The organism is Streptomyces sp. NPDC051217, assembly GCF_044455465.1.
Taxonomy (GTDB): Bacteria; Actinomycetota; Actinomycetes; order Streptomycetales; family Streptomycetaceae; genus Streptomyces.
Window position 1 is genome coordinate 37,456 of record NZ_JBITEV010000011.1, and the last position, 13,254, is coordinate 50,709.

17 protein-coding genes are annotated in these 13,254 nt (G+C 69.2%); 7 read left to right on the forward strand and 10 right to left on the reverse strand.

Features of this window, described 5'->3' with window-relative positions; translation table 11 throughout:
• The first annotated feature begins 66 nt into the window (after positions 1 to 66).
• Complete coding sequence (locus tag ACIBBB_RS23700; protein WP_398985100.1) at positions 67 to 1,890, forward strand: bifunctional metallophosphatase/5'-nucleotidase; 1,824 nt, start codon at positions 67 to 69, stop codon at positions 1,888 to 1,890.
• A 59-nt stretch (positions 1,891 to 1,949) separates the two neighbouring features.
• Here ACIBBB_RS23700 and ACIBBB_RS23705 read toward each other — a convergent pair whose 3' ends face one another.
• The 6 genes from ACIBBB_RS23705 to ACIBBB_RS23730 form a co-directional block, all read right to left on the reverse strand.
• Positions 1,950 to 2,315, reverse strand: a complete 366-nt coding sequence (locus ACIBBB_RS23705) for a DUF4180 domain-containing protein (protein ID WP_398985104.1) — start codon at positions 2,313 to 2,315, stop codon at positions 1,950 to 1,952.
• Positions 2,308 to 2,784 carry a helix-turn-helix domain-containing protein gene (locus tag ACIBBB_RS23710; RefSeq protein ID WP_398985106.1) on the reverse strand — a complete coding sequence of 159 codons (477 nt, stop codon included), beginning with the start codon at positions 2,782 to 2,784 and terminating at the stop codon, positions 2,308 to 2,310. The genes ACIBBB_RS23705 and ACIBBB_RS23710 overlap by 8 nt, the downstream gene beginning before the upstream one ends.
• Positions 2,785 to 3,309: 525 nt before the next feature.
• Entirely contained in the window at positions 3,310 to 4,230 is a 921-nt protein-coding gene (locus tag ACIBBB_RS23715) for an ATP phosphoribosyltransferase regulatory subunit (protein WP_398985108.1), read from the reverse strand.
• A complete protein-coding gene (locus ACIBBB_RS23720) occupies positions 4,175 to 4,576 on the reverse strand; it encodes an ATP phosphoribosyltransferase regulatory subunit (protein WP_398985110.1) in 402 nt (133 codons plus the stop codon). The genes ACIBBB_RS23715 and ACIBBB_RS23720 overlap by 56 nt, the downstream gene beginning before the upstream one ends.
• Before the next feature lie 39 nt (positions 4,577 to 4,615).
• On the reverse strand, positions 4,616 to 4,792 hold the full coding sequence (locus tag ACIBBB_RS23725) for a hypothetical protein (protein WP_398985112.1): 177 nt from the start codon (positions 4,790 to 4,792) through the stop codon (positions 4,616 to 4,618).
• Entirely contained in the window at positions 4,789 to 5,229 is a 441-nt protein-coding gene (locus ACIBBB_RS23730) for an ATP-binding protein (RefSeq protein WP_398985114.1), read from the reverse strand. Before ACIBBB_RS23730 ends, ACIBBB_RS23725 begins: the two co-directional genes overlap by 4 nt.
• 145 nt (positions 5,230 to 5,374) lie before the next feature.
• Here ACIBBB_RS23730 and ACIBBB_RS23735 point away from each other — a divergent pair, with 145 nt between their 5' ends.
• The 5 genes from ACIBBB_RS23735 (at position 5,375) to ACIBBB_RS23755 (ending at position 8,448) form a co-directional block, all read left to right on the forward strand.
• Positions 5,375 to 6,226, forward strand: a complete 852-nt coding sequence (locus tag ACIBBB_RS23735; RefSeq protein ID WP_398985116.1) for a Scr1 family TA system antitoxin-like transcriptional regulator — start codon at positions 5,375 to 5,377, stop codon at positions 6,224 to 6,226.
• 13 nt (positions 6,227 to 6,239) lie between these two features.
• A complete protein-coding gene (locus tag ACIBBB_RS23740; protein ID WP_398985118.1) occupies positions 6,240 to 6,434 on the forward strand; it encodes a DUF397 domain-containing protein in 195 nt (64 codons plus the stop codon).
• 244 nt (positions 6,435 to 6,678) lie between these two features.
• On the forward strand, positions 6,679 to 7,044 hold the full coding sequence (locus ACIBBB_RS23745; RefSeq protein WP_398985120.1) for a hypothetical protein: 366 nt from the start codon (positions 6,679 to 6,681) through the stop codon (positions 7,042 to 7,044).
• Positions 7,045 to 7,197: 153 nt separating this feature from the next.
• Complete coding sequence (locus tag ACIBBB_RS23750) at positions 7,198 to 7,479, forward strand: hypothetical protein (protein ID WP_398985122.1); 282 nt, start codon at positions 7,198 to 7,200, stop codon at positions 7,477 to 7,479.
• Positions 7,480 to 7,503: 24 nt separating this feature from the next.
• The gene (locus ACIBBB_RS23755; RefSeq protein ID WP_398985124.1) at positions 7,504 to 8,448 is read left to right on the forward strand and encodes a phosphatidylinositol-specific phospholipase C; all 945 of its coding nucleotides are present in this window, start codon (positions 7,504 to 7,506) and stop codon (positions 8,446 to 8,448) included.
• 38 nt (positions 8,449 to 8,486) lie between these two features.
• On the opposite strand, the gene ACIBBB_RS23760 is transcribed toward ACIBBB_RS23755, so the two are convergent.
• Positions 8,487 to 8,987: an RrF2 family transcriptional regulator gene (locus ACIBBB_RS23760; RefSeq protein ID WP_398985127.1), complete on the reverse strand. Its 501-nt coding sequence runs from the start codon at positions 8,985 to 8,987 to the stop codon at positions 8,487 to 8,489.
• Positions 8,988 to 9,121: 134 nt separating this feature from the next.
• Between ACIBBB_RS23760 and ACIBBB_RS23765 the strand changes: the two genes are divergently transcribed.
• A complete protein-coding gene (locus tag ACIBBB_RS23765; RefSeq protein ID WP_398985129.1) occupies positions 9,122 to 9,862 on the forward strand; it encodes an SDR family oxidoreductase in 741 nt (246 codons plus the stop codon).
• Positions 9,863 to 9,897: 35 nt separating this feature from the next.
• Here ACIBBB_RS23765 and ACIBBB_RS23770 read toward each other — a convergent pair whose 3' ends face one another.
• The 3 genes from ACIBBB_RS23770 to ACIBBB_RS23780 all read right to left on the reverse strand — a co-directional run bounded on the left by ACIBBB_RS23770 (position 9,898) and on the right by ACIBBB_RS23780 (position 13,227).
• The gene (locus tag ACIBBB_RS23770; RefSeq protein WP_398985133.1) at positions 9,898 to 11,319 is read right to left on the reverse strand and encodes a sensor histidine kinase; all 1,422 of its coding nucleotides are present in this window, start codon (positions 11,317 to 11,319) and stop codon (positions 9,898 to 9,900) included.
• Positions 11,316 to 12,074 carry a response regulator transcription factor gene (locus ACIBBB_RS23775; protein ID WP_398985135.1) on the reverse strand — a complete coding sequence of 253 codons (759 nt, stop codon included), beginning with the start codon at positions 12,072 to 12,074 and terminating at the stop codon, positions 11,316 to 11,318. Before ACIBBB_RS23775 ends, ACIBBB_RS23770 begins: the two co-directional genes overlap by 4 nt.
• Before the next feature lie 76 nt (positions 12,075 to 12,150).
• Positions 12,151 to 13,227: a S1C family serine protease gene (locus tag ACIBBB_RS23780; RefSeq protein ID WP_398985137.1), complete on the reverse strand. Its 1,077-nt coding sequence runs from the start codon at positions 13,225 to 13,227 to the stop codon at positions 12,151 to 12,153.
• Between the last annotated feature and the right edge of the window lie 27 nt (positions 13,228 to 13,254).

Consider the following 13,254-nt stretch of genomic DNA (forward strand, 5'->3'; position numbering starts at 1 on the left):
TTAGGCTGCCGCTCGCAGCTCTTCTCCCTCACACGGAACTTACAAGCGGAAGCAACAAGGGGACCGATGTCAGCGACACCACAGAAAAACCGCGCGGCCCGGCGGGTGCTGGCCGTCGTGGCCGGACTCGCCACGTTCGGCGCACTCGCCGCCGCCGCGCCCGCCGCCGGGGCGCAGGGGTGGGGCGACGGGCACGGCCATGGGCACGGGCACCCCAAGCCCCGCACCGTGGATGTTCAGTTGCTGTCCTTCAACGACCTGCACGGGAACCTGGAGCCGCCGGCCGGGTCCTCCGGGAATGTCAACGAGATCCAGGCCGACGGCACGGTCAAGGCCGTTCCCGCCGGAGGCGCCGAGTACCTGGCGAGTTCGCTGCGTACCGCGCGCAAGGGCAACCCGTACTCCATCACCGCCGCCGCCGGCGACATGGTCGGCGCGAGCCCGCTGCTGTCCGGGCTGTTCCACGACGAGCCCACTGTCGAGGCGCTCAACAAGATGGACCTCGATGTCACGGCCGTGGGCAACCACGAGTTCGACGAAGGCTCCGCGGAGCTGACCCGCCTTCAGAACGGCGGCTGTCACCCGACGGACGGCTGCTACGAGAAGGGCAAGAAGTTCCAGGGCGCCGACTTCCCCTACCTGGCGGCCAACGCCACGTACGAGAAGTCCGGGAAGCCGGTCCTCAAGCCGTACACCGTCTGGAAGAAGAACGGCGTCAAGGTCGGCTTCATCGGAGTGACCCTGGAGGGCACCCCGAACATCGTCACCGCAGAGGGCGTCAAGGGCCTGAAGTTCCACGACGAGATCGAGACCGTCAACAAGTACGCCAAGGAGCTCGACCGCCAGGGCGTCAAGTCCATCGTCGCGCTGATCCACGAGGGCGGGGCCCCGGCCTCCACCTCGTACAACTACGACTGCGACAGCCCCGGCCCCGGTGACGGCATCTCGGGTCCGATCGTCGACATCGCGAAGGGCATCACGCCCAAGGTCGACGCGCTGGTCACCGGCCACACGCACCAGGCGTACGCGTGCACCGTGCCGGACCCGGCGGGCAACGACCGCATGGTCACCTCGGCGGCGTCGTTCGGCAAGGTCTACACCGACACCACGCTCACCTACGACCTGCGGACCAAGGACATCGTCCGTACGAAGGTGCAGTCGGCCAACCACGTCGTCAGCCGTGACCAGGCCAAGGCCAAGGACATGACCGACCTGATCGCCCGCTGGAACGAGACGGCGGCGCCGATCGCGAGTGCCCCGCAGGGCTTCATCTCCGCCGACATCAACGGCCGCGGCGCCGGCACGCCGGAGCAGCCGCTCGGCAACGTCATCGCCGACGCGCAGCTCGAAGGACTGGCTCCGGCCGACAAGGGCGGCGCGCAGCTGGCGTTCATGAACCCGGGCGGTATCCGCGCCGACCTCGTGTACGCGGCGTCGGGCGGCGAGGGCGACGGTGTGGTGACGTACGGCGAGGCGTTCACCGTGCAGCCGTTCACCAACATGATGAACGTCGTCGACCTCACCGGCGCGCAGGTCATCACCGCTCTTCAGCAGCAGGTCAGCGGCTCCAACGAGGCGTCCAACAAGATCCTCCAGGTCTCCAAGGGCTTCACCTACACCCTGGACATGACGAAGACGGGCGCCGCCCGGATCGTCACCGACACGGTGAAGCTGAACGGCGAGGCGCTCGACCCGGCGAAGACGTACCGCGTCGCGATGAACGAGTTCCTCGGCGGCGGCGGCGACGGCTTCGCGGCCCTGGGCCAGGGCACGAACAAGCTGGTCGGCCCGGCCGACCTGGACCTGTTCAACGCCTACCTGGCGGCGCACTCCACGGCCGAGGCGCCGCTGGCGCCGCCGGCGACGGACCGGATCACGGTCATCAAGTAGTCATCAGTCATCGGCAGGCGGCGGGACGGATACTCGTCCCGCCGCCCTTTCGCGTGCGCTCAGCCCGAGAGCCGCGCCGTCAGTTCGTCCAGATCTGCCACGAACCAGACGTCCCGGCCCCGGTTCGATTCCCGTACGAGGTCGGGCAGGGCCTTGCTGGCTCGCAGATGGTGCGAGATGTCACCGAACACCGCCAGCCGCAGCCGGTAGTTGGCGAGCTTCTGGAGAATCTCCCCGGCCAGACCGCTGCTGAGGTCGTAGAAACTGTCGTCGAACCGCCCGGCCGGGACCGCCACCAGCTCCGCTCCCTCGTAGGACGCGCTCACCAGGAGGTCGAGCGCGTCCTGCGCGGTGGCGATCGGAGCGCCCTCGGCGTCGAGCACGAGCACAGGTACGCCGTGGTGCTCCACGAGCGGTTCAGGCACGGTCCGTCTCCCGTCCCTCGGAGGGCAGAAGGTCGTTGTCCGGGCCGAGCACACTGTCGAGCAGTCGCAGCACATCGGCGGTCTCGGCGGCGTCACCGAGGATCACGATCTTCATACGGCCCCGTTCCCGGTCGTAGACGGTCTGGATACGCAGGGAGTGCGCCGCACCCCGCGCGGACTGCGCGCTCGCCGTGACGAACGTGCTCAGCCGGCTCGCGGACTCCGGGCCGACCGAGTCGATCTGCACGATGCTCGACACCTCCACGTGCCGCCCGCGCGGAATCCCGGCCGCCGCCGCCGACTCCCCGGTCAGTGCCTCGAAGTCCGCCCGGCTGATGCGGTACTGCTTGCCGATCCGCACGGCCTTCAGCCGCCCGTCCCGGACATAGTTCCGCACGGTCCGCACATGCAGCCCCAGCCGCTCGGCGACCTCGCTGACCGAGTACAGCTCGCGGTCACTGCTCTCCATAGGTGCGAATGTTACTCCAAGTGCCGCTCGAAGTGGAAAATGGGGAGTGATAGGGGAAGGGGGTAACGTCAGTCGGACTTCGGGCTCACCCCCAGCCGCCGCAGGTCGAGTTCTGTGCCGATCGGCGGCGCGCCTGGGAGCCCGCCGCCCACCGGTACCGAGGGGGAGGGCGGTGCGTCGTGCCGATCGAGTCAGGCCTGCGGCTCATCCAGGTACAAAAGCGCGGTGATCGTCTTCTTGCACACGTCGCAATGCATGGGCGCTTCGATGCTGGCCAGGTCGCACTCGATGGACGTGATGCGGTCCACCACACCGGAGGCGACTTCGCCGTCCCAGGCTTCATGCCACCGCCCGGTGGCGCGGGTCAGCTCTGTGCTCAGGGCTGCCTCGTCGCAGAGGGAGTCTCCGAAGCTGAGTCAGGGGTCCGGAAACCCCGCTCAGCGGTGATGTGAGAGATGCGATCGCCTTGCGTTCCCATCCGCTCCTCCTCGGAACGAGCCGTCGGCGGAGTGAGTCCGCCGCGCGTCAATTGGATGGTGCGCACCGCCGTGAGAGTTCGTCGGCGGCCTGATCGAACGGGACTTGGGTCTGTTCGCCGCTCTCCATGTCCCGCAGTGTGACCGTATCCGCCTCGCGCTCATTTGCCCCATAAATCACACAGAATCGGGCTCCTTGATCGCCGGCCCATTTCATCTGTTTGGCGAACTTCCCACTTGACCCGAGATAGATGCCCGTGCGGACTCCGGTACGGCGGATCCGCTCCGCCAGCCGGAAGCTGTCCGCCGACTGCTCCTCACCCATGACCGTGACCGCCACGTCGATCTGCGAGTAGGGGGCTTCGTCCGCATCCGTCAGCAGGGGCAGGATGCGCTCGATGCCCAGCGAACCGCCGCACGCGGGTGAGTCCTTGCCGCCGAGCTTGCCGATGAGGCCGTCGTACCGGCCACCCGAGGCGATCGATCCAGGTGTTCCGGGGGCGACGACCTCGAAGATGATGCCGGTGTAGTAGTCGAGCCCGCGTACGAGATTCGGCGTGAATCCGATTCGTTCGGAGGGGATCGCGTCCTTGGTCAGTTCCAGCAGCCGATCCACCTCCGCCAGGCCGGCCTGGCCGGTCTCACTGGATTTCAGTCGCGTCGTGACGCGCTCGACCGAATCCGTCGCGGTGAGATCCTCCACCAGCCCTTCCGCGGTTTCGGGCGAGAGGCCACGGCTGGACACCAGCTCGGTCACGACTGCCGCCGGAGCGAGCTTGTCGAGCTTGTCGAGGGTGATGAGCACCCCGGAACCAAGCTCGTCCGGAACCTCGTAAGCCTCCAGCAGGCCGAACAGCGCGTGCCGGGAGTTCACCAGGAAACGGAACTCATGGACCCCCAGCGCCGCGAGAACGTCATGGAGTGGACGAACTCCCGGAACCGTCCCTTGCCGGGGCGGTCGGCTCGCCACACCGGAGCGATGGCGTATCGCTTGTACGGCGACGGGAGTTGGCTGCCGTAGGCCGCCGATGCGCGGGCCAGGGGACCGTGAGGTCGTAGCGCAGTGCGAGGTCCGCCTCCCCGCTCGCCTCATGCTCGCCGCGCCGGAGGATCTTGAAGATGAGCTTGTCGCCTTCGTCACCGTACTTGCCCGTGAGCACGTCAAGACGCTCGAACGCCGGGGTCTGGAGCGGCTGGAAGCCGAAGCGCGCGAACTCCGCACGGATGGTCGCGAAGGCGCGCTCGCGCTTTTCGAACTCGGCTGCGAGGAAATCGCGGGTCCCGGATGCGGGATCGAACTGCTTCGAGGTGGCCATTCGATCCATGTTCCCGAACTCGCCTGTCCAGGGCAAAACTCACAGAGGGGGCTCCGCCCCCGGGTTGGACGTGCGGGCGGGATCGGTGGGCGCCCCCGGCCTCTTGGGGCGCTTCGGAGCGGACGTGAAGACGAGCGAGCCGGCGAGCAGCCCAAGGCAGATGGCCGGAACCACGAAGTCCCACAGCGACTGGTCGGGAGCCGCGGGGTGGGTCATGTCGGTGTGCCTTTCCCGGCGAGGGTGAACCAGACGGCCTTGTGGCTGGGGGTCAGTCCCCCGTAGATGGTCGACCCCCATGTCTCGGCGACCCTGTCCAGCAGGAACACGCCCTGGCCGCAGCCGAGTTCGTGCTCCGTGGGGTTGAGGTTGGGTGCGGGCAGCGACCAGGGCGTGTCGTCCGTTACGTACACGGTGATCCGCTTCCGGTTGACGGCGACGGTCACGCGGATCAGGGGCGTTTGTGTATGCCGGTGTGCGTTCGTGACCAACTCGGTTACGCAGAGGCGGGCGTCGTCCATGAGGGAGCCGTGCCGGCTGACACGGAGGACTGAATCGAGGAAGTCCCGGGCGATTTTTGGGGCGGCGGCCGTGTTCGGTACGGCGAGTCGGTAGATCTCCCCGCCTTGAAGGGGAGTTGGCATGGGGGTGGTCATGGCGTTGTCTCCCAGCGTGGGGGCCAGTGTTGGAAGAACCGTAGCGGTACGTATCATTAGTTGTACACATGGGGAGCAGTGGAGTGACTGTTGAACTACCGTCGTGGGCCGGGACACACTGAGACCCGACGAGATGGAGAGGTCGATGCCACCGAGGAAAGCGCCTACGGCACGTCAGCGCCGATTGGGTACCGAGCTGCGCAAGATGCGGGAGCGCGCGGGGTGCACCATCGCCGAGGGCGCCGAGATGGTCGGCACCGACCGCACCACCATCAGCAATACCGAGTCGGCGAGATTCGGTGTGAGTGCTGAGCGGGTACGTGCGTGGGCCAACGCCTACCAATGTCCTGACACGGCCTACATCGACGCGCTCGCCGACATGGCGGCCGAACGCGGCCATGGCTGGTGGGAGGAGTATCGCAACGAGCTGGTCAACAGAGCCCTGGACCTAGCCGAGTTGGAACACCACGCCACAGGCATCCGGTCCGTGCAGCTCATGCACGTACCCGGTGTGCTTCAGACCGAGGACTACATCCGCGCGCTCTACTCGGGCGCTGTGCCGAAGCCAAGCCCCGCGCGCCTACGGCGACGGCTTTCGCATCGGCTGAAGCGCCGGGATGTGCTCGACCGTGAGAACCCGCCGGCCTGCACGTTCCTCATTCATGAGGCGGCACTGCGGATGACGTACGGCGGGGTCGAAGTTGCCCGCAGCCAGCTCGATCACCTGTTGAAGGAGTCCGAGCGCGACAATGTCACCATCCGCGCGATCCCCTTCGCGGCGGGCGGTTTCCCGAACCCGGGTAGTTCGACTCAGTACGTATACGGCGTGGTTCCGCAGCTCGACACCGTCCAGACGGACACCCCGAGCGGGTCGGCGTTCCTGGACGCGGAAACGCCGCTCGCGAACTGGCGGGCGGTGCTCGACCGTACCGAGGAGTGCTCGCTCGATCCGGACAGTTCGCGGGACTTCATCCGCACAATCGCACAGCAACTATGAAGGCGTGAGAACGATGGCAATTCAGTGGCGCAAGTCCTCGAAGTCGGCAGAAGGCGACGGCGACGGCTGCCTGGAACTGGCTGAGCACGACGGCGAGATCTTGATGCGCGAGAGCGACGATCCTGGTGTGGTCATCCGCACCACCCGTATAAAGCTGCGCGCGTTCCTCGACGGTGCCAAGGAAGGCGAGTTCGACAACTTCGCCTGAACCGCAGCACGTTACCAACGGGTGGTCCCCACCGGCGCAGGTGGGACCGCCCGTTGGCATTTTGCGTATCACTCGTTAGACGTAACACTCTTGATACGGGTCAGTATCAAACGCTAGCGTTCGGCTCATCGCTCCCCAACTCTGCGCCAGTTGGGGGCGTTCGAAGGGCCGCCCCCTGCTCGCCGCTCGTCACGCCGGCCGCAGGCAGGGGGTGGCTGCCGCCGCCGCACCCAGGAGTCCCGGCATGCGTCAATCGCGTCAACCTGGCCCACCGCTCACAGCCTTCTGGTGCGAGCGGGTCGTGTACGAAACGCTCGGCGCCGACAGCCGTACGCACACCTCGCGGTGTTCGCGGCCCAACCCGGGCGAGGCCATCCGCGCGATCCGTGTCGATGTGCGTGCGATCAAGGACACCCTGGCGCCCGCCGAGCGCGAGCGGGCCCTGCGGTGGACCGGGCCCGGGGGCTCCGTCGGGGCCGTCGCCGCGCTGTACCGGGGGGAGCCGTGCGGGTTCTCGCTCAGCAGCGAGGGGCGGTGGATCGAGTGGACCGTACGCCCGTATCTGGCCTTCGACGTGAGCGACCTGTCGCTCCTGCCCCGCGCGTCGTAGCCCCATCAAACGTCCGCCCCGACCGGTGAGAACCCTGGACAGGTCAAGTGGTCGGGGCGGATGGCCAGCCCGTGGGGCTGAAGCCTCACGGTTCACCGGTCACGCCGTCGACCGTACGGCGGCGTGGCCCTTCACGAAAGAGGAGGTCGGCGCATGAGCGCAGGGACCCTCGACACCTACGAGACGCGCACGCCGGACGCCGAGGAGTGGCGGGGCGTTCCGTTCCGTCACCCCGCGAACCGGTCGGTGGACGACGGCGGCAAGCACGACGGAGGGCCCAAGCCCCCCGAGGCGCCGCGCGATCCCGCCCCGAGCGGTGGTGGCGGCAAGAGCCTGCCCGTGCCGGGGGCCCGCCGCGCGAGTGCTCGGCGGGCCTTGGGGAGCGGGCCCTCCGGTGTGAGCCAATCGCCGTCCGCCGACCCTGTCCGTGCGTGATGCGTACACGCCATAATTTGCCGCATGGTCACAGACAGAGGCACAACTCCCCCCACCAGCACTGGACTTGGCCGACGCGGAGTTCTCGCCGGCGCCCTCGCGTTCTCCGCCACCGCACTCGTCGGTACGGGCTCCGCGACGGCCTCGGCAGCCGCCCCCGGCGCGTCCACCGCCAAGGTCCGACGCGCCCTCGCCCCCTCCGACTGGCTCGCCGGGATCGGCGACTCCACCCCCGTACAGCGCCTCACCCTCCCCGGCACGCACAACTCCGGCGCGCGCAGTGGCGGTGCGTACGTCGCCTGCCAAGGAACCACCATCGCGGAGCAGTTGAACACCGGTGTCAGGTTCCTCGACGTGCGCTGCCGGGCGTTCGAGAACGCCTTCCCGATCCACCACGGCGCGTACTACCAGAATCTCAATTTCGACGATGTCCTGGGCGCCTGCCGGGACTTCCTCCGGGCGCACCCCTCCGAGACAGTCCTGATGCGCCTCAAGCAGGAGTATTCGACGGAGAGCGACGGCGAGTTCCGCCGGATCTTCGACACCTATCTGGACGGGAAGGGCTGGCGTTCCCTCTTCCGGCTCGACAGCAACCTGCCCACGCTCGGCGAGGCGCGCGGCAAGGTCGTGCTGCTCGCGGACAGCGGCGGGATGCCGGGTGTGCGGTACGGGGACGGCGGGCTCTTCGACATCCAGGACGACTACATGGCGGAGCCGGGCGCCAAGTACCCCAAGATCGAGGCGCACTTCCGTAAGGCCGTACAGCAGCCGGGCAAGCAGTTCATCAACTTCGTCAGCACGGCCGCGCTCCTGCCCATCCGCTGGAACTCCGACCGGCTGAACCCGCAGGTGCACACGCTGCTCGACAGTTCGGGGGCCGCGGGCTGGCGTGGACTCGGCATCGTGCCGATGGACTTCCCGGAGACCAGGGGCGGGCTGGTGGACTCACTGATCCGCCACAACGGCTGACATACGCGGTCCGGGCCGGCGCGCGATCAGTGCCGCGATCAGCGCGCGGGAAGCGACGCGTCGCCCGGCCCGGTCAGCCAGGTGCGGATCCCTCCGAGCGCGGTCGGGCCGTAGTCCTCCTCGACGCCCCTGGCGAGGTCCGCGACGGATATCGCCTCAAGGGCCGCGCGCCAAGCGGCGTCGGCGCCGGCCATCGCGCGCGAGATCGCGCAGGGCCGCTCGCAGGCTTCCGGCGGCGAGGCCAGCGGGCCGCGCTGCCGGATCTCCGTGCAGACGAACGCGGGACGGTCGCCGTCGACGGCCGTGACCACATCGAGGACCGTGATCTGCTCCGGTGCCCTGGTCAGGACGTATCCGCCCGCCTTGCCCTGGACGGATGTGACGAGTCCGGCGCGGGAGAGCGCCTGGAGCTGTTTGGCGAGATAGCTGCCGGACACGTCGTGCAACTCCGCGAGCCGGGCCGCCGGCACCGGCTCCGTCCCCGTGGTCAGAACCACGCAGCAGTGCAACGCCCATTCGACCCCGCCTGACAACTTCATACGCCTGCGCCTCCCTCCGGTTGACTCGGACAAAGGATATCCGACTAATATCTCGGACAAGGAGTATCCGAGTTGGGGGTGCGTCCTGCGCGCACCCCCGTGTGCCCGTTGGCGTGCCGTGAAAGGTGGCAGAGATGAAGTTCACGGTGATCGGCGGGACCGGACTGATCGGCACACAGGTGGTCCGGAAGCTGACCGACGCGGGACACGAGGCCCTCCCCGCGGGGCCCTCGACCGGCGTCGACCTGCTGACGGGGAAGGGCCTGGACCAGGCGCTGGAGGGTGCCCGGGTCGTGGTCAACCTGGCCAACTCACCGACCTTCGACGACAAGTCCCTCGACTTCTTCCGCACCTCCATGGACAACCTGCTCGCCGCGGGGGAGAAGGCCGGTGTCGGGCACCAGGTGATTCTCTCCATCGTCGGCGTGGAGCAGGTGCCGCAGCTGGACTACTACCGGGCCAAGGCGCTCCAGGAGGAGTTGCTGCGGCAGGGGCCGACGCCGTACTCGATCGTCCGCGCCACCCAGTTCTTCGAGTTCATGAACGCGGTCATGTCCTGGACCTCCGACGCCGAGACCGTCCGGCTGCCCGCGACCCCGATCCAGCCGATGGCCTCCGCGGACGTCGCGTCGGCCGTCTTCGAGGTCGCCACCGGCGCGCCGCTGGGAGGAATCCGGAACGTCGGAGGACCCGACCGTTTCGCGCTCGACGAGCTCGGCGGGATCACCCTGGAGGCACAGGGCGATACGCGGAACGTCGTCGTCGACGACCAGGCCGGCATGTTCGCGGTGATCGACGGCGAGGTGCTCCTCCCGGGGCCGGACGCGCACCTGGCGGCCACGCACTACCGGGACTGGGTCCGCGAGGCCCACTGACCGCGCCCCCGCTCGGTGGGTCGCGCCGACCGGGACTACGTGCCCGGCCGGCCCGGCGGCGGGGTCGGCGCGCCCGGGATGCGGATCGCCGCCACCGTGCCGCCGCCCGCCGCCGGGCGCAGCGCGATCTCGCCACCCGTCTGCTGCACCGTGCGCGCCACGATCGACAGTCCGAGGCCCGAACCCGGCAGTGCGCGGGCCGACGGGGAGCGCCAGAAGCGTTCGAAGACGTGCGGGAGTTCCTCCGCCGGGATGCCGGGGCCGTGGTCCCGTACCGTCAACTCGCCCTGGGTGCTCAGCGCGACCTCGATGGCCGCGCCCGGCGGGCTGAACTTCACCGCGTTGTCGAGGACGTTGACCAGCGCACGCTCCAGCCCGGCCGGTTCCGCCCGTACGTACCAGGGCCGCAGCGTCACCTCTATCGTCAGGTCCGGCCCGCGCAGCCGGGCGCGTTCCAGCGCGCTCTCCACGATCGTGTGCAGCGCGACGACCTGGAGCGGGCCGGGGTGGGAAGCGTCCGGCCTGGACAGCTCCTGGAGGTCCCCGATCAGCGAGGCCAGCTCCGTCATCTGCGCCTTCACCGACGCCATCAGCGCCGTACGGTCCTCCGGGGGGATCGCGCGGCCGGTCTCGTCGCTGCGGGCGAGCAGTTCGACGTTCGTACGCAGCGACGTCAGCGGCGTACGCAGCTCGTGCCCCGCGTCGGCGATGAGCTGCGCCTGGCGGTCGCGCGAGGAGGCGAGCGCGGCCGTCATCGAGTTGAAGGAGCGGGAGAGGCGGGCGATCTCGTCCTCGCCCTCGGCCGGGATGCGCAGGCTCAGGTCCTCGGTCCGCGCGACATGCTCGACCGCGCGGGTCAGCCCGTCGACCGGCCGCAGACCGGTCCTGGCGACCCAGAGCCCGGCGGCGCCCGCCCCGACGACGCCGATGCCGGCGACGGCGGTCAGCAGCAGGGCGAGCCGGTTCAGCGAGGAGTCGATCTCGCCGAGCGGACGCGACACGGAGACGGTCACCTGCTCACCGGTCCGGCCGACCAGGACAGGCTGGGTGTGGACGCGTACCGCGGCGCCGTCCGCGGTGGTGGAGTCGTGCAGCGTGCTCCGCTCGGTGCCGCGGGCCACGGCCACGTCGGAGGGCTGGACCTTCACCGGCTGCGACGAGGCGTCCACACACCGGCTGCCGTCGCTGCCGACGATCTGGACGTAGGCGAACCCCGATTCGGAGGTGTCCTGGGGAGTCTCGCCCGCCCTGCACCTGTTCAGCGCGTCCTGCACCAGATTGAGGGGCGCCGAGGTGTTGCGCAGCGAGTTGTCGAGCTCCGCCTCCAGCTGGGCACGGGTCAGCAGCCAGCACGCGACGGCCGCCGCCGCCACGGCCACGGCGACCGCGGTGGCGACGAGCATCGCGAGGCGGGAGCGGAGGGGCAGCGTACGCAACCGCCGGGCGAGAGAGGTCACTCGGAACCGCCGTGCCCGCCGGTGGCCGAGGGTCCGCCCTCCGCGCGCAGCGCGTAACCCACCCCGCGCACCGTGTGCACCAGCCGCGGCTCGCCGCCGCTCTCCGTCTTGCGCCGCAGATACATCACGTACACGTCCAGGGAATTGGAGCTCGGCTCGAAGTCGAAGCCCCAGACGGCCTTCAGGATCTGCTCGCGCGTCAGCACCTGGCGCGGGTGGGCGAGGAACATCTCAAGGAGGGTGAATTCGGTACGCGTCAGCTCCACTCGGCGCGTGCCGCGCGTGACCTCGCGCGTCGCCAGGTCCATCCGCAGATCGGCGAAGGCCAGGACGTCGTCCTGCGGCAGCTCGCCGCCCGCCGACCCCGCGTACGAGCTGCGGCGCAGCAGCGCGCGGATACGGGCGAACAGCTCGTCCAGCTCGAAGGGCTTCACCAGATAGTCGTCGGCGCCCGCGTCGAGCCCGGTGACGCGGTCACCGACCGTGTCGCGTGCGGTGAGCATCAGGATCGGCACGGTCGATCCGGTGGCGCGCAGCCGGCGGGCCGCCGTCAGCCCGTCCATGCGCGGCATCTGGATGTCGAGCACGATCAGGTCGGGCTGGTAGGCGGCGGCCTTGGCGAGCGCGTCGACACCGTCGACGGCGACCTCGGTCCCGTACCCGTCGAAGGCGAGGCTGCGCTGGAGCGCCTCGCGGACGGCGGGCTCGTCGTCGACGATCAGGACGCGTTGCGGATCGCCTTCGGCGGGGCTCATGTCGTCGCTCTTTCTCTCACGGCCTTGGGTCTCTTGCGCGCTTCAGCCTCGCACGTCAGGTGCGTCCCGGTCGCTGTTACCCGGCGCGCAGGGCGCTCAGGTCGGCCTTGACCGTGTTGACCGGGATGGAGAAGCCGAGACCGACGCTGCCGGCCGTCGAACTGTCGGCGCTGGACCCGCTCGCCGAGAACATGGCGGAGTTGATGCCGATGATCTCGCCGTTCATGTTGATCAGCGCGCCACCGGAGTTGCCCGGGTTGAGCGACGCGTCGGTCTGGATCGCCTTGTACGTGGTCGTGGAGGAGCCCGTGTCGCCGTTGAACTGCTGACCGCCGAACTCGAACGGCCACCGGCCGCCGCCACCGCCCTGCTGTTGCTGCTGCTGGCCCTGCTCCTTCGACACGGTGACGTCCCGGTCGAGCGCGGAGACGATACCGCTGGTCACGGTGCCGGTCAGGCCCTCGGGCGAGCCGATCGCCACGACCTCGTCGCCGACCTTCACGCTGTCGGAGTCACCGAGGGCGGCCGTCTTGAGACCGCTCGCGCCCTGGAGCTTGATCAGCGCGAGGTCCTTGTCCGGGCTGGTGCCCACGACGTCCGCGGTGTAGGTCTTACCGGTGCTGAGCTGCACCTTCACCGTCTCAGCGCCCGCGACGACGTGGTTGTTGGTCACGATCTCGCCGTCACCCGTGATGACCACACCGGAGCCGGTGGACTGCCCGGAGTTGGACGAGGCGGTGATCTCCACGATGGCGGGGGATACGGCCGCGGCCACGCCCGCGACCGTGCCCTTGCTGCTCTGCGACACGGTCGTACCGCTGACGGTGCTCGCGGCGGCGTCCGAGGAGTTGTGGGTCAACGTCTCGGTCAACGCGGCGGTCCCCCCACCGACGACGGCAGCGACGAACGCGGCGGCGGCGAGCAACGCGACGGGCCGCTTGGCACGCCGGGCATGCGCGGGCGCGTGCGCCGGAGCGGCGGCACCCCATCCCCAGGTGGCGTGCCCCGGCTGCGCGTGCTGCGGGTGCCCGTACCCCGCCTGGGGCTCCTGCGACCCGCTCGGGTCGTACGGAGGCGGCGGCGGGTACGCCTGGCTGCCGGGGCCCTGCTGGTTCGCGTCTTCGTCGCCGCTGCGACGGTAGTTGTCGTCCATGTCCCCGAGATTCCGCCCGCAAGATGA